Raw genomic sequence first — 18,584 nt, forward strand, 5'->3', positions numbered from 1 at the left:
ATGAAATTGAAGGAAAAAATGACGTATATGGACGTCCTATGGCGTCTGGTGCTGTATGTTTGGGCTTTGTCGATACTGTTTCCGCTGGTGTGGGTGTTCTACGAGTCTCTGAAGTCCAATCCGGAGTTTTTCAAGGACATCTGGAGCCTTCCCAAAAAGCTGCAGTGGTCCAATTACACAACAGCCTGGACGGAATATGGCTTCGGTCGTTCGCTGCTAAATACGCTTTATTATGTAGGCGGAAGCCTTGTACTCAGCTTGTTCTTTACTACGCTTAACGCTTATGCATTGACTCGGATGGAATTTAAGGGACGGCAGTTGATCTGGGGCCTCATTATGCTTTCCTTGTTCCTGCCGGGGATTAACGCCCTGGTTCCGCAGTACGTGATCATGAGGGAGCTCCATTTGACGAACAGCTTAACGGGGTTAATCTTATTATCCTCCTTGGGAGAAAGTGTGTTCTATCTGATGCTGCTCGGAGGCTTTATGAAGTCGCTTCCCAAGGATTTGGAGGAAAGTGCGCATATGGACGGCGCTTCGATCTTCCAGGTGTTCTGGCGGGTGATCGTTCCCTTGTCCACTCCAGGGATTGTTACGGTTGCGATTTTTAAATTCCTGGGCTTCTATAACAATTTTATGGGGCCGTTCATCTATTTGAGCGATCCCAAGAAATATACGATTGCGGTGCAGATGTACCAAGCCAACAAAATGATGGAGTTTACAGCGGACTGGGTTACGTTGTTTGCAGGAGTGACGATTGCGATGGTGCCTTCGGTCATTATGTTCATGTTGTTCCAGCGGATGATTATGCAGGGCGCCACTTTAGGTGCGGTTAAGGGTTAATCTAGATCATGAATCGGTGTATCGACGTTCCGCCGGTACATGTATTTGTGACACAACAGGTTAAAAGCTGTTTGCAAAAAGGAGAATGCTGCATGAAGATTGCTGTAATCGGCTGCGGTACTATGGGCCGTACCCATGGGGCCGAATGGATTAGAATGCCCGGTATTGAGCTTGTCGGTGTATGTGATATGCAGGAAGAAGCCGCCATTGCGCTTGCTGGGAATTTGGAGACAAAGGCTTATTTCAATTTCGATCAAATGGTATCGGAGGCGGGGCCGGATGTTGTAGACGTCTGCCTGCCTACTCATATGCATAAGGAATTTGTTCTCAGGACTGCCCGTCACGGGAAGCATATCATTTGCGAGAAGCCCATCGGATTGTCGCCCGAGGAAGCGGATGAAATGGCCGTTGTCAGCGAGCAGCACGGAGTACGGCTGTTTATCGGGCATGTGGTACGCTTCTTCCCAAGCTATTCCGATATTCGCCGCAAAGCTGCGGAAGGAGTCATCGGAAAGCCAGGAGTGCTGCATACAAGACGGATGGGCGGCAATCCGGGTATTGCCAAGACTTGGTACGCCAATAGTGATATCAGCGGTGGTGTGATCCTTGACCTAATGATTCACGATATTGATTTTGCTCAAAGCATCTTCGGGAAGGCTGTATCCGTGTATGCAATGAACCGCAGGCATGAGAGTCTCGACTATGCTTTGGCTACCCTGCGTTTCGAAAATGGCGGGATTGCGCATCTCGAGGGCTATTGGGGATTTCCGGGACCTTTTACGACGAGTGTGGAATTGGCGGGCAGCGGAGGTGTCATCCGCTTTAACAGTGAGGATGCCGTTTCACTCAAGAATTTCAAGGCAAATAGGGATTTATCGGATACCCCGGATGTTGCGATTCCCAAAAGCCCTTTTATGCATAATCCGTATTACCTGGAGCTGGCTCATTTCGTGGAGTGCCTACGGACCGGCACCGAGCCGGGCATAACGATCGCTGACGCCCGGAGTGCGCTGAAGACGGGCCTTGCCGCGATTGAATCTGCCGCATCAGGACGTCCGGTACGTATACAGTAATGGAGAGGGAGAGAAGCAGTGTCTGAGTTAACGAATGTTGTAAAGATAGGAATGATCAGCTTCGCCCATGGCCATGCTGCCGGCTTCTATCGCCAGCTTCGGAGGCTACCGGGAGTGAAGGTAACGGGCATATCGGATGAGAACCGTGCCCGGGTGGAGCCGTATTTGCAGGAGGATGCCGAAATCCGTTATTTTGCGGATTACCGTGAGTTGCTAAGCAGCGGATGTGATGCGGTGGTCATCTGCTCGGAGAACGTTCATCATGCCGAGCTCACGATTTCCGCAGCGGAAGCGGGAAAGCATGTGCTGTGCGAGAAGCCGCTCGGCTTGAACGTGGAGGAAATGAAACAGATGGTAGCTGCCTGCGAGAAGAACGGAGTCCAGCTAATGACGGCGTTTCCCTGCCGCTTCCTCCCTGCAATTGTGCAGGCGAAAGCAGCGATCGACAGGGGCGAGATCGGTGAGATCGTTGCAGTGAAAGGCACGAACCGGGGCACCATGCCGGGAGGCTGGTTCATTGATCCAGCGCTATCTGGCGGAGGCGCCCTACTGGATCATTCCGTACATGTCATGGATCTGCTCAACTGGATGCTGGAAAGTCCTGTAAAGGAGGTATACGCTGAAGTTGCAACCCTGTTCCATGAGATTCCGGTGGATGACGCCGGAATACTGCACGTGAAGTTCGCGAACGGAGCTTTTGCTTCGATCGATACCAGCTGGTCGCGCACGAAGTCTTTCCCTTACTGGGGCGATGTTACGATGGAGATTGTAGGAACGAACGGTCTGCTTTCCGTCAATGCCTTCGCCCAGAAGAGCGAGGTCTACAGCGACGAGAGTATGAAAGCCCAGTGGAGCTACTGGGGAGATGATATGAACCAAAGTCTGGTGCAGGCTTTCATCGATGCGATAAGAAGCAACCGGGAAGTACCGATTACCGGCATGGACGGCCTTCGGTCGGCTGCTGTCGCTTTGGCGGCTTATGAATCGGTTCGACGGGGCAAGCCGGTTAATTTAGATGAAAGCGGACGCGTGAAGGCTTAGGGGGAAGTAAGCTGGCGCAGGAATCATTTTAGCAGATATAGGCTAGGCGGTTGAGCGATAAATGGATAAGAATGTTGATTCATTTTGCATGGAGGTGGGCGGTTTATGGCCGAGAATAATCAACCGACAGGGAATGCCCTTCAGTTGGATAAGCATATGAAAGTGGAGACTGGCGGAGTTGTCAGGAAAGAGTGGCACACTCCCCTAGAGAGTCCGTTCCGCGTTTCCGGCCTTGCCTGGTGGAACTTGGAGTACCAGTACCGCCGCCTTCCGGTGAAGCCGAACGAGGAGATCCCGTCCGCAGTGGATGACCTGGCTAACTGCACTGCGGGCGGACAGATCCGCTTCCAGACGGACTCGCCGTCGGTGGCGGTTCGGATGCGATTGAAAGCCAAGACCGGCATGTATCATATGCCGGCTACGGGTGAAGGCGGAGTCGATGCTTACATAGGCGAAGCCGGTGCCCAGCTGTATGCCGGGACGGCTAGGTTTCTGCCGTCGCAGCAGGAGTACGAGAGCGAACTGTTTGCAGGAGAGAGCGGCGGTCTGCGCCAGTTTACCCTGAATCTCCCCTTGTATCAAGGGGTAGAGGCAGTCTGGATCGGTTTGGAGCCAGGTGCGCGGATTCTTCCCCCTAAGGCTTATGAATCGGAGAAGCGGATTGTCCTGTACGGCACCTCGATCGGGCAGGGAGGATGCGCTTCCCGCCCGGGAATGGCGTACACGAATATTCTTAGCCGAAGGATCAATTATGAGTTTATTAATCTCGGCTTTTCCGGCAACGGCAAGGGCGAGCCCGAGCTGGCCCGCCTCATTTCTCAGATCGAGGACCCAGCGCTGCTCGTCCTTGATTATGAAGGCAACTCTGGCAGCACCGAAAGCTACCGTCAGACGCTGCCGGAGTTTATCCGCATTCTGCGGGAAGCTCACCCGGAGGCACCGATGCTCGTCATATCGCGGGTCCCATACGGGCTGGAGCCGCTGAAGCCCGAGCTGCTGCGCAGTCGGCTGGAACGACTGACGTTCCAGCGAGAGCATGTTGAGCAGCTGCAGGAACAGGGAGACCGCCGTCTATTCTTCTTCGACGGCTCAACACTGCTCGGCGCAGATCCGGCTGAAGCGACCGTGGACGGTGTCCACCCGACGGACATGGGCTTCATGCGCATGGCCGACGGTCTTGAGCCGGTGCTGCGGCGAATCCTGGCGGATTCATAGAAGAGTTGCACCATCGATACTAAGTCAGGTTCTCCATGCGGTAATGCCCCGGGACGGAGTGGGCAAAAGATCGTTAGAACGTAAAATCCGGCGTAGCGATCAGGTAAAATGCCGCATGCGGGCTCCATTATTGAGTAACATAGCAGCCCGAAATCACGAAGCTTTTTCGCCAAATGGTTGGTCTCTTAAATTGTGTATACACCCCGGAACGCCAAAAGGAGTGGTGAAAAAGCGAATGACTAGAGTAACCAGCCAGCAACTGCTCAAATCGATTAATCAGCAGAAGGTGCTGCACCTGATCTTTGCCGAAGGACCGATATCCCGCGTGGAGTTGGCCGACAAAACGGGGCTGACTCAGCAAACCGTGACCAATATCGTCAACCGGCTGCTGCTGGAGGATATCGTAATCGAGGGTACGCCCGGCGCAAGCAGCGGAGGCCGCAAGCCGGTTCCGCTGACGATCAATGTCGCCAACATGTTCGCCATCGGCATCGAACTCGCGGGGAAATATGTCCAGGGGGCCCTGCACAATTTTCGCTACGATCTTGTCGGCGAAGCCAGGCGCCCGGTAGATCGGTACGTGAACGAAGACCATATTATCGCCACCGTGTGCGAGGTTATCGATGAGCTCCTGCAGCTAGTTCCGGAACGGAGCCGGATCAAAGGGATCGGCCTGAGCATTCAGGGACTGGTGGTTTCCAAGCAGGGAATCGCACTGCGACTGCCTGGTTTTGGGTGGGGCCGGTTTCCTTTGCAGGAGCGGCTGGAGAATAGGTACGATATGCCCTTCTATCTGGAAAACGACGTTAATTTATTGGCGATCAATGAAAACATGAATGGAAGCCTTAGGGGCTCGTCGAACAATATAACGCTGAAATTCGATTACGGCATAGGCGGCGCGATCGTAGCCGATAATCAGTTGGTGACCGGGTCCAATTTCGTAGCTGGGGAATTTGGGCATTACAAGGCTTTCACGGGTGCCAACGTTTACCGCTGCCACTGCGGGGGAATGGGCTGCCTGACTACGCTTGCATCAACAAGCGGACTGGCAATGAATGCCGGATTGACGCTGGATGAGTTCGCTGAAGGCGTTCGTACCGGCGAGCCGCGGATGGCAGAACTATACGAAACCGTTGTGACGGCGCTCTGCTTGGCCGTTAGCAACGTGGTGACGTTTCTAAATCCCGACCAGGTGCTGATGACGGGCAAGCTGCTTGAGTCGTTTGGCGATTTGCTAATCCAGGTCATGGACGAGCGGATTATGGCTAACGTGCCGGAAACGTGCCGTGGGGTGCGGCTCAATTACATGCGGCAGAAACCGAACGAAGCGGCTCTGGCCGCGGGTTTGGTGTTGAAGCGCGTATTTGAGGTACCTGTTGATAGCCTGTCGCTGTAATCGGAAGGAGTGTACGGAGGAGAACGAGGAAATGTCGCATTATAAATTGCTAGCTTTGGATATGGACGGCACGCTGCTTACTGACGATAAGCAGGTGACGGAAGAAACGAAGAAGTGGCTGCGTAAGGCAGTGGACCATGGGGTAACCGTCATGTTCTCCACGGGCCGGGGTGTGCAGACGGCCAGCCATTTTTGGGAGGAGCTGGAGCTCGATTCCCCGATGGTCCTGTTAAACGGTGCGGAGATCTGGGAAGGGCCAGGCCGATTGATGGCCCGCACCCATTTGCCCCGCGAAACGGTTCGCCGGTTGCATGAGTTGGCTCTCCGCGAGGATGCGCATTTCTGGGGCTATTCCGTGGAGAGCTTGTCCAGCCGGCGTAATTGGAGCGAAGAGCTGTTTGAAACCGACTGGATGAAGTTCGGCATGAAGCATGACGATTTGGCGGTAGTTGCGCGCATCCGTGAGGAGCTGCTCGGCTGGGGCGGGCTGGAGATTACTGCTTCCGCACCGGTCAATGTGGAGATCTCCGTCCAGGGGATCACCAAGGAAAGCGGCGTGCGGGAGGTTTGCCGACTGCTCGGCATCGACATGACGCAGGTCTTGGCGGTTGGAGACAGCGATAACGACGTGCTGATGCTGCAGGCGGCGGGGCTCGGCGTAGCGATGGGCAACGCCGAGGAGCACGTCAAGGCGATCGCCGATGCCGTTACCTCCTCCAACAATGAGGATGGTGTCGCCAAGGCGGTGCAAAAATTTATTTTCGGCTTGGACGTAGCCGAGTGTCGGTCGATTGTATAAGGATCGGCACCGACGGGGGCTGGTGCCGGCTTAAAGGCAAGGCGAAAACAAAGCCAGTAAGCCATAAAAACCGGCTTGAGGTGGTAGGCCAAATGGCAAGTAATTTATTTTTAAGAAAGAAACCAGCAAACCCTTGAGTTTGCTGGTTTCTTGCACTTCAAAACTTATTTGTCACCCAACACGTACTGGCCATTTCACAACAAAGACGGATTTGGGTAATCCCCACAAGCTAAACACAAGTGAAAAGATGCCCAGAAGAAAGACCACAAAGCGGTAATCCGACAAATTAAATAGTAGAAGTTCGAAGATTTTCAGTAAAGCCTTCGCGTGCAGGATCGGATTTCCGCTCGAAAGATACTCACTGCATGTTGAGAATGTTTGAATTCATTTACATGAGATACGGATATTTCCCCTCGATGAGTTGCCTGATTTCGATAAATTCGCTGGCTTCCTCACGCATTAGTGAGGTAATTACATACTGATCGATTCCAACTTTCCTTTTATATACAATATAAGTTCTTCAATCCTGCCATATTTTCTGTATAATGGTGGTGAAAGCAGTTACAACATGGCAATGAGGGGTAATCCAATGAATCTTGCTCGAATCCGCTTCAACAAACGCAGTGTTATCGTCACGTGGCTCATATCTTATATTTCTGTACTTCTTATCCCGATTATCATTAGCGGGATTCTATACGCAGCTGCCTGGCATGTTGTGGAATCGGAAGTCAACCGTGCGAACAAGTCAGCCCTAGAGCAGATGGAGCAAGCGATTGATAATAGCCTTCGCGGTATTGAGCGGTTAAGCTTGGAAATCGCTTTAAGCAAGATGGTAACTGGTTTTATGAATACGGTGAAGCCATTGACCGATAGCGACTATTACGATTTGGTTAGCATTGCCAACGATCTGCGGGTGTACCAGACAGCGAATGATTTTATTGAGCAAATCTATATCTACTACCGGAATAGCGACACGGTTATATCCACACGTGATCACACGAACAGCCGTATGTTGTTTGAAAAGATCCGCGAGAAAGACGGGATGAGCTACGAGGAGTGGGCGAAGTTTTTTGATAAGCCTTACATCCAGGAGTATGCCCCCATTACGTTTAGGGAAGACGGCCAGGCAGTCAAAGCTGTGATGTATGCCAAATCCGTCATACTCGCCAACCCAGATCATCCAGGCGCAGTCATTTTATTTGTCATTAAGGATTCCAAGCTGCTGGATAATATTCCATCCACGTCGGATAAAACCTCGATAGCGGTACTCGATAAGGAAAACCGTCTAATTGCTTCAACTGGCTTTGAAGCTAGAACGGACTTTCTGGATTACAACAAACTTTCTAGCAAAAATGGGATGTTTATTAGCGAGGACTCCGGTAAAAGGGCAGCCGTTTCTTATATCACCTCAAGCAGCACAGGTTGGAAATACATTTCAACGATTCCCGCCGAATTATATGATGACAAGATGAAATACATGAAGAAGCTGATTTATGCCAGTGTAATCTTGAGCCTTATCATGGGGGGACTTGTCACTTATCTCTTTTTGAGAAAAAATTATAACCCAATCAACCTACTGATTCGGAGCTTTTCTGTGAAATCAGGGATATCCTTTCATGAAGGCTCGAATGAATACGGATTTTTACAAGATGCGTTGAATAATACGTTTGCGGAAAAAGAACAGATTGATAGGCGGCTGCATCAGCATCGTGATGCCATTCGTTCGCATTTTCTTCAGGGGCTGCTGAAAGGCCGTTTGGAACAAAATGTCCCGATACACGAATTGCTTGCTGCCCACGATATTCGTTTGGCTTCACCGTATTTTGCCGTTTTGTTATTTCACATCGAGCATTTCGGCAAGTTTGAGATTGACGAGTATGCCGCTCCTGAGAAAGTGAGAATGCTGCATTTCATTATTATGAATGTCGCTGAAGAAGTGATCGGTCATCACAATCAAGCCTTCATTACGGAAGTAGACAATATGCAAGCGTGCATCGTAAATTTCGGGACAGATCCGGATTCGCAAGAGTTGAAGCGTATTGCCGATCAGGTGAAATCATTCTTATTAGAACATTTCCATGTCCATTTGACTGTGGCGATCAGCGGCATCCATCAGGAGCTGTATGGGATCCCACCAGCTTACCAGCAAACCTTGGCAGCCTTAGAGTACCGACTCGTTATGGGGAGCGGGGAAATTATTGGGTACGATGATTTACCGAGTTCAGAAACGGTTAGGCAATCCAGAAGTTACTACTATCCATTACCTGTAGAGCATCAGCTGATCAATTTTGTGAAATCAGGGGATTTTGAAAAATCGAGTGCAATTATCGACGAAATCATCGAGATTAACGTATCGGACGCGTCCTTGTCCGTTCCGCTCGCCAAGTGTCTCATGTTTGATTTGATAAGTACGCTGCTAAAAACGATGGATGAAATCGGTACGAGCAGCAATAATCGAGCGTTAATCGTAAAAACGGACCCAATCGACCGATTGATGAGCAGTTCAACCATCAAAGAAATGAAGGTACAGATTCGAGAAGTGCTGAGTCAGGTGTGCCAATTCATTCAAGAGGACCGTGGGCAGGATCACAACCAACTTAGCCAACAGGTAATGGAATATGTCAAAAGCAATTACGCTGAGGAGAATCTGAACATCTCCATGGTAGGCGATAAGTTCGGGTTAACGCCTTCCTATTTATCCAAACAGTTCAAAGCACAGACGGGTGAAGCCTTGCTTGATTTTATTAGCAGAACCCGATTAGAAGAAGCCAAGCGGCTGCTTTCTCTTCAAGTCTTATCTGTCACGGACATTGCGAAAAAAGTCGGATACTCGGACATGAATACGTTCAATCGGATTTTCAAGAAATTTGAGGGCATTACTCCAGGCAAATATAAGGATATTCAATGACATGAAAGAAGCCGTACAAGCATGCTTGCGCGGCTTTTCCGTTTTTACATAGCGATTGCGTAAATTGAAGGTTGATTATTATCGATTTTAATGATGCAGTTTCGGTTTTAACGATATCCGATTCATGGTTTTCGTTACATAATGAAACCACGGTGCACCGAAGTGCCTAGAAGCAATTCATCTGAGGGGGATTTACATGGGAAAATATGTGAACAAGAAGTCTTTTAGTATGGCATTAAGCGTTGTAGTGGCATCTAGTGTGTTCGTTGGTTGTTCCAAACAAGAGGCAGGTGTGAGCACGACTTCACCTAAAGCATCTGCTGCCCCAACAGCGGCTGGAGCTAAGTATCCAATTAGTACGCAAGAAACGTTAACGTCTTGGGAACAGATCGACACCAACTTGGCATCTTTTGTTCCTAATCTGGCGGAATCGCCGTTCGGCTTGCAGCTTGAAAAAGAAACCGGTGTGAAAGTGAAGTATACACATCCGGCTGACGGGCAATCGAAGGAGCAGTTTAATCTAATGATTGCATCCAATAAATTACCGGATGTTATTGAATATAATTGGGGCGGAGGCGGGACTGCCGCTTATCCAGGCGGACCCGAGAAAGCGATTGCCGATAAAGTCATTCTTCCACTCAATGATTTGATCGACAAGAATGCGCCGAACTTAAAGAAATTGCTTCAGCAGGACAAGGAATTAGACAAGATGATCAAAACGGACAGCGGCAAATATTACGCATTTCCGATGATTCGTCCTGATAATGGGTTAGTGTTCCGAGGGCCAATGATACGCAAGGACTGGCTGGATGAATTGAACCTGCAGGTTCCTACGACGATCGATGAATGGTATACGGTGTTAAAAGCTTTCAAAGAAAAGAAAGGCGCAACCGCACCATTTACCGCCCAGTATACCAGTGAGCTGAACATCCAGGACGCATTCATTGGCGCTTTCAAAACGGCTAATCGGTTCTATATCGATGATCAAGGAAAGGTGAAATACGGTCCAATCGATCCGCAGTTTAAAGATGCTTTGACTCTGCTGCGTAAATGGTATGCGGAAGGATTGTTTGATAAAGACTTTGCACTTAATACGGATTCCAAAGCGTTGGACAACAAATTAATGAGTGACAGTGCGGGAGCAACCGTAGGTTTATTAAGCGGAGGCATGGGTAGATGGATGGATACTGGGAAAAAGAAAAACCCGAAATTCCAACTAGTTGCAGCTCCATATCCGACTTTGAAGCAAGGGGAACGCGCTTTTATCGGTCAGCGTGATTTCAAGTACAATCCGGTTGCCAGTAAAGCCGTGTCAGGCGATTCGAAGAACGCTGAGCTCGCGGTTAAATGGATGGATTATGCTTATGGTGAAAAAGGCAGCTTGTTATTCAACTTCGGTATTGAAGGCGAAAGCTACAAGATGGAAAACAATGTCCCTAAATTTAGCGAGAAAATTACAAAAAATGAGAAGTTTAATCTTCAACAAATGGTATCACAGTATACGAAGCCGAATGGTCCTTTTCTAGGTGACTCCCGAAAAAGCTTCAATACGTTCAAGGAGCAGGACGAAGCGATTAAAATTTGGGGTGAAACGGATGCAGCCAAGCATGTTATGCCGCTTTTCATTACACCAACAATAGACGAAAGCAAGGAAGTTGCCAAATTGAACACAGCGATTTCGAGCTATAAAGAAGAAATGTTCGTGAAATTCATTATGGGCAAGGAACCCATCGAGAAGTTCGATGAGTACGTAAAACGCATTAATGAAATGGGTATCGATAAGGTCACAAAAATCTATCAGGATGCGCTTGACCGCTATAACAAAAGATAACACCTTTTGGGCATCTTGCAGGTGAATACGGAATCATAAGCCAGCCTTTGGTAAGTGGCTTGTATTCACCTGCATGGAATTAGCCCGAGGATAGAGAGGGAGCAGAGAAATGAACACAATCAGTCCTGAAACGGTCAGTACCTTCATACCGAAAAAGAGATCCCGAATAGGGATATTGATCGATATTCGTAAAAATAAACTGCTTTATGTGATGCTCTTTCCCGTGCTGCTTTATTATGTAATCTTCCATTATGGACCGATGTATGGTGCTATTATCGCCTTTAAGGATTTTTCTCCACGCCTTGGCATTTGGGGGAGCGATTGGGTAGGCTTTGAGCATTTTCAAGCATTCTTCACTGGGCCGTATTTCTGGAGGACAATAAAAAACACAGTACTTATCAGCTTCTATCAGCTATTGTTCGGATTCCCGGCACCGATCGTGCTAGCGCTTCTTCTCAATGAAGTGAGACATGCCTTATTTAAACGCACGGTTCAGACCATTACGTATATGCCTCATTTCATTTCACTAGTTGTCATCTGCGGCATCATCAAAGATTTCACCGTTAGCGACGGCGTCATGAATGACATCATTGTCTTTTTCGGCGGGGAACGGACGACATTTTTACTTGAACCGAGCTTTTTCCGTTCCGTTTATGTAGCTTCAGGCGTGTGGCAGCATATCGGGTGGGGAACGATTATCTTCTTGGCAGCTTTGACCGGCATTGATCAGGAGCAATATGAAGCGGCTAAAATAGACGGCGCAGGCAGGTGGAAGCAGATGATGAATGTGACGCTTCCCGGCTTAATGCCGACGATCATCATTCTGCTCATTTTGGAGATTGGAAGAATGATGAATGTCGGGTTCGAAAAGATCATTTTGCTTTATAATCCAGGCACATATGAAACGGCGGATGTCATATCTTCTTACGTGTACCGGGTTGGTTTACAAGACTTCAATTATAGCTTCAGCTCCGCGGTTGGCTTGTTTAATTCGATGATCAATTTTATTCTGCTCATTTGTTCCAACTGGTTAAGCCGAAAATTAAATGATACTAGCTTATGGTAGAAAGGAGGTATAATCATGCTGAACCGGGCAACATTGTCAGAAAAAAGCTTTGATTCTATCAATGTGATTTTCTTGACATTCTTGATGATCATTACGATATATCCAATCGTTTATGTCGCGTTTGCCTCTATTAGTGACGCTGGAGCTCTGATGGCGCACAAAGGCATTTTATGGCGGCCGCTCGGATTTTCACTGGATGCTTACACGAACGTGTTTCGAAACCCCATGATCCTGAAAGGATACGGGAATACGTTTTTTGTTGTGCTGGTGGGTCTGTTTCTCAACATTGTACTTACAGCTTTTGGGGCTTATGCGTTATCAAGGAAAAGCTTAGCCTACCGTAAACCGCTTTTGCTGTTTATCGTGTTTACCATGTTTTTCAGCGGTGGACTAATTCCTCTCTATTTGACGATTAAAGGAGTTGGACTCGTTGATTCGTTATGGGCGCTCATTATTCCTCAAGCGATTAACACATTTAATCTTATTCTGATGAAAACTGCGTTCGAAGCGATTCCGGATGCGTTGGAGGAGTCGGCCAAAATAGACGGCGCGAATGACTTTGTCATTTTGTTCCGGATCATTTTGCCGCTTTCCATGCCGGTTATTGCCGTTATGTTGTTGTATTATGGTGTCAGTCATTGGAATTCTTGGTTCAATGCAATGATTTTCTTGCAGGACCGGTCACTCTATCCGCTGCAGCTCGTCCTCCGAGAAGTTTTGCTCCAAGGGGAAGCAAGCTCAAACTTAGGGGCCTCGGACGGCGCCTCGGCAATGCTCTCGGTTACGTTGAAATATGCGACTATTATTGTGGCAACGGTACCGATTCTGCTTGTTTATCCCTTTCTCCAAAAATATTTCGTTAAAGGCGCTCTGATTGGAGCGATAAAAGGATAGGGGAGGCTGCTTGCAATGAATGATATGGAATGGGAACATTTTATGGCCGACAATGATATGGAATGGGTTGTAAAGCCAGTCAGTTGGGATGAAGGGGCCTTCATTGGTAATGGCTCGATCGGCGCGATGGTGTATGGGGAGGAAAATGCGAAGAAACGGCACGTGCTCCGTTTTGTCACAGGACGCACAGATGTGACGGCAAACCGGACCGACAAACCCGGCTTCCCTCCACGCGTGCCCATAGGTGAGCTTGACCTCGAGATGGAAGGTATGATTTATCATCCGACAAGCATGCGGGTAGACTTATGGAACGCGGAGCTTCGTGCTAATTTGACGACGACCCGGGGCGTGGTAAAGCTTCGTTCCATTGTCCATAGCGAGGAACCGGTCATGGCCATCGAGATGGAGACATCAGAAGGGGAGCGTGGTACTCAGTTTGCGTGGTACGCCTACCCGGAAGTTGATCACGTGCTGAAGAATGCGGATGGCTTTAATTTAAATCAATATATACCTGCAACTGATGTGGTAAAAACGGTTAGAGATACGGTGAACCTTTGCATTCAGCGATATTCAGGCGAGGATGGCTGTGTAACTGCCTGGAAGGAAGTGCAAGTGTCGCTGAATCGCCGAGTTTGCTTCCTTTCCGTTATTAATGGGCATGATGAAGCTGCGGTTGATAAAGCGGTGAAAGCGGTTGTTCAAGCCATTAGCGTTGATTTCGATGCATGGGTGGGCGTTCACCGCCTTTGGTGGCACAACTATTATCGGCAAAGCTTCGTCTCGGTTCCGGATGGGCGGCTCCAAAGCTTCTATTGGATACAAATGTATAAATTGGCTTCTGCCACGCGTGCGGATCATCCATTGATTGATAATCAAGGCCCATGGCTAACTTCAACGCCATGGCCTGGTGTTTGGTTCAATATGAATGTGCAAATGAGTTACTCACCGGTGTATACCGCAAATAGACTGGACATAGGGATGTCGCTTGTTCGCGCATTAGACGAAAACAGGGAAAATCTAATAACCAATGTTTCGGAGTCCTACAGGCATGATTCCTCAGGACTTGGTCGCAGCTGCAGCTATGATTTGCGGGCCAAGGTAGATGATGAAGTAGGGAATTTGAACTGGATTTGTCATAATGTTTGGCGCCAGTATCGGTATAGCATGGATGATGAGATGCTGAAAACCATCTTATTTCCTCTTTTGCGCAGAAGCGTGAACTATTATCTTCACATTCTTGAAGAAGGCGATGACGGTTGTCTGCATCTTCCGCCTACCATTTCACCTGAATATGGCTCGTTTATGAAAACGAAGGTGCGCGACGCGCATTACGATCTTGCTTTGCTGCGCTGGGGCTGTCTGACCCTTTTGGAAATATGCCAGCGGCTGACGGTGGAAGATCCGCTTACCGGGAAATGGAAGGAAGTTCTGGAAAGACTGACTCCGTTACCTGTAGATGAGACGGGATTTATGATTGGACATGACATGCCTCTAGCATACGGTCACCGACATTTCAGTCATCTGCTTGCGATTTTTCCACTTCATTTGATCGGCTGCGATAAGGAAGAGGACCGGAAGCTGATCGCAACCTCGCTTCGTCATTGGATCGGAAAGGAAGGCGACTTACGCGGCTTCAGCCTTACTGGGGCGGCTTCTATAGCAGCTATTCTCGGCTCAGGAGATGAGGCATTGCTTTATTTGCAATCGTTGATGTTGATCTTGAAACCGAATACAATGTATAAAGAAGCAGGGCCTGTCATCGAGACGCCCCTCGCCGGTGCAGAAGCAATCCACGACATGCTGCTTCAAAGCTGGGGCGGCAAGATACGCGTATTCCCAGCTGTGCCGGGCGAGTGGCAAGATGCGTCTTTCGAAAATTTGCGAACTGAAGGAGCTTTCTTAATCAGCGCGGTACGTCGTGATGGTGAAACCCAAATGATTCGAGTGAAGAGTTTGGCTGGGGAGCCGTGTATCATCAAGACAGGCTGGACCGGTGTAATTCACTGGACGATATCCGGAACCAGAGTTGCCGAGCATACCGTCTATGTAGAAGCGGGTGAAGACGAAATCATTTTGGATTTGAACAAGGGGGATGAAGCGATTCTTTCCCGAGGTACGGAGATGCCTGACTGGCGGATCTTTCCCGTGGAATCACCGCGAAAGGTTGCCCGCTATTTCGGCGGACATAAGCCTTGGCGTCTTTACGGATTTTAAAATGGTTAAATTCAAAGTAGGAGGATGTGCAAATGGGAGTGCCATTCAAGCAAGGTGACATCGTATTATTTCAAGGTGACAGTATTACGGATGCCGGCAGGGTGAGGGAAAATCCAGCTGATATGGGCAAAGGGTATGCGCTGATGACAGCAGCGCTGTTCGGTTCATCTTATCCGGAACAACAGGTTACATTCCTGAACCGGGGGATTAGCGGGAATCGAGTGAAAGATCTGCAGTCTCGTTGGGAACAGGACTGCATCGCACTACAGCCGAGCTGGGTTTCCATCTATATTGGTATTAACGACTGCTGGAGACGATATGACCGGAACGATCCTACATCTGTGGAACAATTCGAAGAAGGTTACCGGGAACTGCTTGTCCGCACGAAAGAGGAACTCGGGGCTAAGCTGATTATGATCGAGCCATTCGTGTTGCCAGTGCCGGAAGACCGTAAGCAGTGGCGTGAAGATCTAGATCCCAAAATTAATGTCGTGCGGGAGTTAGCACGGGAATTTGGTGCCCTTTTGGTTCCGCTGGACGGTATATTCGCACAGGCTTCGATGCTCGCACCCTCCAGTTTCTGGGCACCAGACGGCGTGCACCCGTCACCGGCAGGACATGCGCTAATAGCCAAAGCTTGGCTTAAGGCGGTCGGAGTGGCAATATAAAACTTTTATATATGCGTACATAGTAAAAAAACTACGACGGACCAATTAACGCACACAGCTAATGAGGCCAAGCGGAAATAGACGTTTAACGGACCTGGATGCCCTTAACAGCCTATTTGGAGCGATGATTCCGAGTTTACGGACTTCAGCGCTGTTATTCGGTTTCAATCTATCTTATTTTCATCATTTTAAGTCGATTAAGGGCTGTCGAGTCCATTAGATTTTCAAATTCAATCTTTTTCGGGGATTAACGTCGCTCCAGTCCTTTAGCTGGGAAAGATGAAGCTGAAGTTGATTTCGCACCCATTTCCTTAATGAACAGCTGTATGTTGATTGGTTAGTCTTAGAAAAAAAGAGGCTGTCTCAAAAGTGTTCGCATAATTGAGAACGCCCCGAGTTTTACGCAAAAGCACCTCCAATTCCACTAGCACAGTGGGAGATGGAGGTGCTTTATAGCTTATTTGGCGTGTAAAACATATCCATGTCTATCTCGCGTACAAACCTAGCCTTCGGCTAGGTCATTTATAATATCTACATTTTGCTAAGGAATGAATAGGCAAGCTAGGTGTGCTAATTCCTTCTAACTATCGAGGTATTTCGTGAGATAAGACCACAGATCGTGCTTATGCTCTGCAAAAACATGACATTCTGAGAGCATTAGCGGTCAATAAGCAAACATAGCTTGCTTAAGTATCCATAACAAGAGCTATTCGAACAAATAAGCAGTTTCAGTTGCCCTATTTTCCGTATCGAACCGCGTTAAACGGGTCCCCGAGCGCAGACTTGGGGGATATGGATTCAATCCTGACGAAGAGGCCTTTAAGCCAACGATTCCTTCACAACAGGCTCAGTTAGCTTATAGCCAACGTTCCTGATGGTCATAATATATTCCGGATTGCGTGCATTGTTCTCAATTTTATCTCTCAAGTGAGAGATATGAACATCGACGATGCGGGTATCTCCGAGGAAGTGATAGTCCCACACCCCATGGAGAAGCTGCTGTCTGCTAAGGACTTTGCCGCGATGCTTACACAGGAAGAGCAGCAGCTCGAATTCCTTAGGTGTAAGTTCAATCGGGGAGCCATTCACCATAACTTCGCGTTGATCGGCTTTAATGGCGATTTGGCCAATCGTGATAGGCGCATTTTCTGTCGAGGACGGTAAGGTTTGGATTCGCCGATGTATGGCCTGTATACGAGAAATGAGCTCCTGCGGTGAAAAGGGTTTGGTCATATAATCGTCAGCTCCGTTATCCAAGCCGGCAATTTTATCCGTGAGATCCTGCATAGCTGTAAGCATAATAATGGGTACAAGGTTATTCTGGTTTCTAAGCTTGCGGCACACTTGGAACCCGTCCATCTTCGGAAGCATTAAGTCGAGAACGATGAGATCGGGACGAAACGTTTGGATGGCATCGAAGACAGCTTCGCCATCGAATACGCAATGGACTTCAAAACCTACAAGCTTCAAGTTGAATTCTATAAGCATGGAAATGGAAGGTTCGTCATCAACAACTAGGATTTTCTTTTTCATCGATGGGTGGACTCCTTTTATCGAGGATAACTCTATTATGACAGCGCTCTATCATCGAGATATTAAGATAAAGTTAACCCTGTGTAAAATTGCATTCCGTATTCGCTTATAATAGGATAGAGAATGAGGTGAATTTGACAGAGATGGCTTTTCATATTGTATTAGTAGAACCTGAGATTCCTGCAAACACAGGTAACATTTCCAGAACCTGCGCAGCGACCGGCACATATCTCCATTTGGTTAGACCGCTAGGCTTTCAGACGGATGACAAGACGTTAAAGCGCGCTGGATTGGACTATTGGCACTCCGTTAAGCTCGAGTATCATGACTCATTTGATGAGGTGCTAGAGGCTTACAAAGAGCATCGTTTTTTCTTTGCAACAACGAAGGCAACCAAACGTTACACAGATTTTACATTTCAGGACGGAGATTTTTTTGTTTTTGGCAAAGAAACCAAAGGACTTCCTGAGGAACTGTTAGCTCAGCATCCCGAAACATTGCTGCGGTTGCCAATGTCAGATGCGGTCAGATCGCTCAATTTATCGAATTCGGCAGCGATCATGCTGTATGAAGGCTTGCGGCAGACCGGCTTCGTTGGTCTTGATTAGAACTTAAGGCCTATCAATATTAGGGCTGAGCCGACATATTTGACAGGAAAAGAAAGTTTCAGCATGTCATTAGCAGGAGTTTCTTAAATAACGGCGAATAGTAATCCGTATCAGTCCGTATAGATATGCTAGATGAAGTAGAGGGCATGGAAAACGTGAGCGGAAGAGAGGTGAAGTCCTATGATGAAGCCAGCCGGAGTCGTTCGTAAAGTCGATCAATTGGGACGTATTGTACTGCCTAAATCATTAAGAAAGCGATATCAAATGAATGAAGGAGATCCTGTCGAAATTTTGGTGCAGGGTGACCATATCATACTAGAGAGATATCGTCCAAAATGTGTGTTTTGCGGAAGTATGGAAAGTGTTAGTGAATTCAAAGAACGCTATATTTGCGGCGTATGTGTAACTGAAATGAACTTGCTAAAGGTTAGAGCGTAATAAAAGAAAAAGCATCGTTTCTCCAAGCGGAGAAAACAGATGCTTTTTTTGTTGCAT

At 48.2% G+C, this 18,584-nt stretch carries 15 protein-coding genes; 14 read left to right on the top strand and 1 reads right to left on the bottom strand.

Annotation, left to right across the window (positions count from 1 at the left end; translation table 11 throughout):
• The 12 genes from ASD40_RS19845 (at nucleotide 1) to ASD40_RS19900 (ending at nucleotide 15,948) form a co-directional block, all read left to right on the top strand.
• Nucleotides 1–843, top strand: coding sequence for a carbohydrate ABC transporter permease (locus ASD40_RS19845; RefSeq protein ID WP_235549316.1), 843 nt, complete (start codon nucleotides 1–3; stop codon nucleotides 841–843).
• A 92-nt stretch (nucleotides 844–935) separates the two neighbouring features.
• On the top strand, nucleotides 936–1,916 hold the full coding sequence (locus ASD40_RS19850) for a Gfo/Idh/MocA family protein (protein WP_057304880.1): 981 nt from the start codon (nucleotides 936–938) through the stop codon (nucleotides 1,914–1,916).
• Between the two features lie 51 nt (nucleotides 1,917–1,967).
• Nucleotides 1,968–2,957 carry a Gfo/Idh/MocA family protein gene (locus ASD40_RS19855; RefSeq protein WP_057305111.1) on the top strand — a complete coding sequence of 330 codons (990 nt, stop codon included), beginning with the start codon at nucleotides 1,968–1,970 and terminating at the stop codon, nucleotides 2,955–2,957.
• Nucleotides 2,958–3,062: 105 nt separating this feature from the next.
• Complete coding sequence (locus ASD40_RS19860; RefSeq protein ID WP_057304881.1) at nucleotides 3,063–4,172, top strand: SGNH/GDSL hydrolase family protein; 1,110 nt, start codon at nucleotides 3,063–3,065, stop codon at nucleotides 4,170–4,172.
• Nucleotides 4,173–4,407: 235 nt separating this feature from the next.
• Complete coding sequence (locus ASD40_RS19865) at nucleotides 4,408–5,568, top strand: ROK family transcriptional regulator (RefSeq protein ID WP_057304882.1); 1,161 nt, start codon at nucleotides 4,408–4,410, stop codon at nucleotides 5,566–5,568.
• A 31-nt stretch (nucleotides 5,569–5,599) separates the two neighbouring features.
• Entirely contained in the window at nucleotides 5,600–6,367 is a 768-nt protein-coding gene (locus tag ASD40_RS19870) for a Cof-type HAD-IIB family hydrolase (RefSeq protein ID WP_057304883.1), read from the top strand.
• A 589-nt stretch (nucleotides 6,368–6,956) separates the two neighbouring features.
• Nucleotides 6,957–9,275: a helix-turn-helix domain-containing protein gene (locus ASD40_RS19875; protein ID WP_057304884.1), complete on the top strand. Its 2,319-nt coding sequence runs from the start codon at nucleotides 6,957–6,959 to the stop codon at nucleotides 9,273–9,275.
• Between the two features lie 196 nt (nucleotides 9,276–9,471).
• A complete protein-coding gene (locus tag ASD40_RS19880; RefSeq protein WP_057304885.1) occupies nucleotides 9,472–11,106 on the top strand; it encodes an extracellular solute-binding protein in 1,635 nt (544 codons plus the stop codon).
• Between the two features lie 109 nt (nucleotides 11,107–11,215).
• On the top strand, nucleotides 11,216–12,172 hold the full coding sequence (locus ASD40_RS19885; RefSeq protein WP_057304886.1) for an ABC transporter permease: 957 nt from the start codon (nucleotides 11,216–11,218) through the stop codon (nucleotides 12,170–12,172).
• A 15-nt stretch (nucleotides 12,173–12,187) separates the two neighbouring features.
• A complete protein-coding gene (locus ASD40_RS19890) occupies nucleotides 12,188–13,066 on the top strand; it encodes a carbohydrate ABC transporter permease (RefSeq protein WP_057304887.1) in 879 nt (292 codons plus the stop codon).
• Between the two features lie 15 nt (nucleotides 13,067–13,081).
• The gene (locus ASD40_RS19895) at nucleotides 13,082–15,280 is read left to right on the top strand and encodes a glycosyl hydrolase family 95 catalytic domain-containing protein (protein WP_057304888.1); all 2,199 of its coding nucleotides are present in this window, start codon (nucleotides 13,082–13,084) and stop codon (nucleotides 15,278–15,280) included.
• A gap of 32 nt (nucleotides 15,281–15,312) precedes the next feature.
• Entirely contained in the window at nucleotides 15,313–15,948 is a 636-nt protein-coding gene (locus ASD40_RS19900) for an SGNH/GDSL hydrolase family protein (RefSeq protein ID WP_057304889.1), read from the top strand.
• An 819-nt stretch (nucleotides 15,949–16,767) separates the two neighbouring features.
• Here the strand turns inward: ASD40_RS19900 and ASD40_RS19905 are convergent.
• Entirely contained in the window at nucleotides 16,768–17,481 is a 714-nt protein-coding gene (locus ASD40_RS19905) for a response regulator transcription factor (RefSeq protein WP_047677301.1), read from the bottom strand.
• Between the two features lie 143 nt (nucleotides 17,482–17,624).
• Here ASD40_RS19905 and trmL point away from each other — a divergent pair, with 143 nt between their 5' ends.
• Both trmL and ASD40_RS19915 read left to right on the top strand, forming a co-directional pair.
• Nucleotides 17,625–18,089, top strand: coding sequence for a tRNA (uridine(34)/cytosine(34)/5-carboxymethylaminomethyluridine(34)-2'-O)-methyltransferase TrmL (gene trmL, locus ASD40_RS19910; protein WP_057304890.1), 465 nt, complete (start codon nucleotides 17,625–17,627; stop codon nucleotides 18,087–18,089).
• 183 nt (nucleotides 18,090–18,272) lie between these two features.
• The gene (locus ASD40_RS19915) at nucleotides 18,273–18,527 is read left to right on the top strand and encodes an AbrB/MazE/SpoVT family DNA-binding domain-containing protein (RefSeq protein ID WP_047677456.1); all 255 of its coding nucleotides are present in this window, start codon (nucleotides 18,273–18,275) and stop codon (nucleotides 18,525–18,527) included.
• The last annotated feature ends 57 nt before the right edge of the window (nucleotides 18,528–18,584 follow it).

The sequence above is a fragment of the Paenibacillus sp. Root444D2 genome (assembly GCF_001426375.1).
In the GTDB taxonomy this organism is placed as follows: domain Bacteria; phylum Bacillota; class Bacilli; order Paenibacillales; family NBRC-103111; genus Paenibacillus_E.

Bases quoted from the DNA above. Each gene is read 5' to 3' on its own strand.
- ASD40_RS19890 (WP_057304887.1), top strand. From the start codon at position 12,188: ATGCTGAACCGGGCAACATTGTCAGAAAAAAGCTTTGATTCTATCAAT.
- ASD40_RS19900 (WP_057304889.1), top strand. From the start codon at position 15,313: ATGGGAGTGCCATTCAAGCAAGGTGACATCGTATTATTTCAAGGTGAC.
- ASD40_RS19870 (WP_057304883.1), top strand. From the start codon at position 5,600: ATGTCGCATTATAAATTGCTAGCTTTGGATATGGACGGCACGCTGCTT.
- trmL (WP_057304890.1), top strand. From the start codon at position 17,625: ATGGCTTTTCATATTGTATTAGTAGAACCTGAGATTCCTGCAAACACA.
- ASD40_RS19880 (WP_057304885.1), top strand. From the start codon at position 9,472: ATGGGAAAATATGTGAACAAGAAGTCTTTTAGTATGGCATTAAGCGTT.
- ASD40_RS19845 (WP_235549316.1), top strand. From the start codon at position 1: ATGAAATTGAAGGAAAAAATGACGTATATGGACGTCCTATGGCGTCTG.
- ASD40_RS19915 (WP_047677456.1), top strand. From the start codon at position 18,273: ATGAAGCCAGCCGGAGTCGTTCGTAAAGTCGATCAATTGGGACGTATT.
- ASD40_RS19885 (WP_057304886.1), top strand. From the start codon at position 11,216: ATGAACACAATCAGTCCTGAAACGGTCAGTACCTTCATACCGAAAAAG.
- ASD40_RS19860 (WP_057304881.1), top strand. From the start codon at position 3,063: ATGGCCGAGAATAATCAACCGACAGGGAATGCCCTTCAGTTGGATAAG.
- ASD40_RS19875 (WP_057304884.1), top strand. From the start codon at position 6,957: ATGAATCTTGCTCGAATCCGCTTCAACAAACGCAGTGTTATCGTCACG.
- ASD40_RS19895 (WP_057304888.1), top strand. From the start codon at position 13,082: ATGAATGATATGGAATGGGAACATTTTATGGCCGACAATGATATGGAA.
- ASD40_RS19865 (WP_057304882.1), top strand. From the start codon at position 4,408: ATGACTAGAGTAACCAGCCAGCAACTGCTCAAATCGATTAATCAGCAG.
- ASD40_RS19905 (WP_047677301.1), bottom strand. From the start codon at position 17,481: ATGAAAAAGAAAATCCTAGTTGTTGATGACGAACCTTCCATTTCCATG.
- ASD40_RS19855 (WP_057305111.1), top strand. From the start codon at position 1,968: ATGATCAGCTTCGCCCATGGCCATGCTGCCGGCTTCTATCGCCAGCTT.
- ASD40_RS19850 (WP_057304880.1), top strand. From the start codon at position 936: ATGAAGATTGCTGTAATCGGCTGCGGTACTATGGGCCGTACCCATGGG.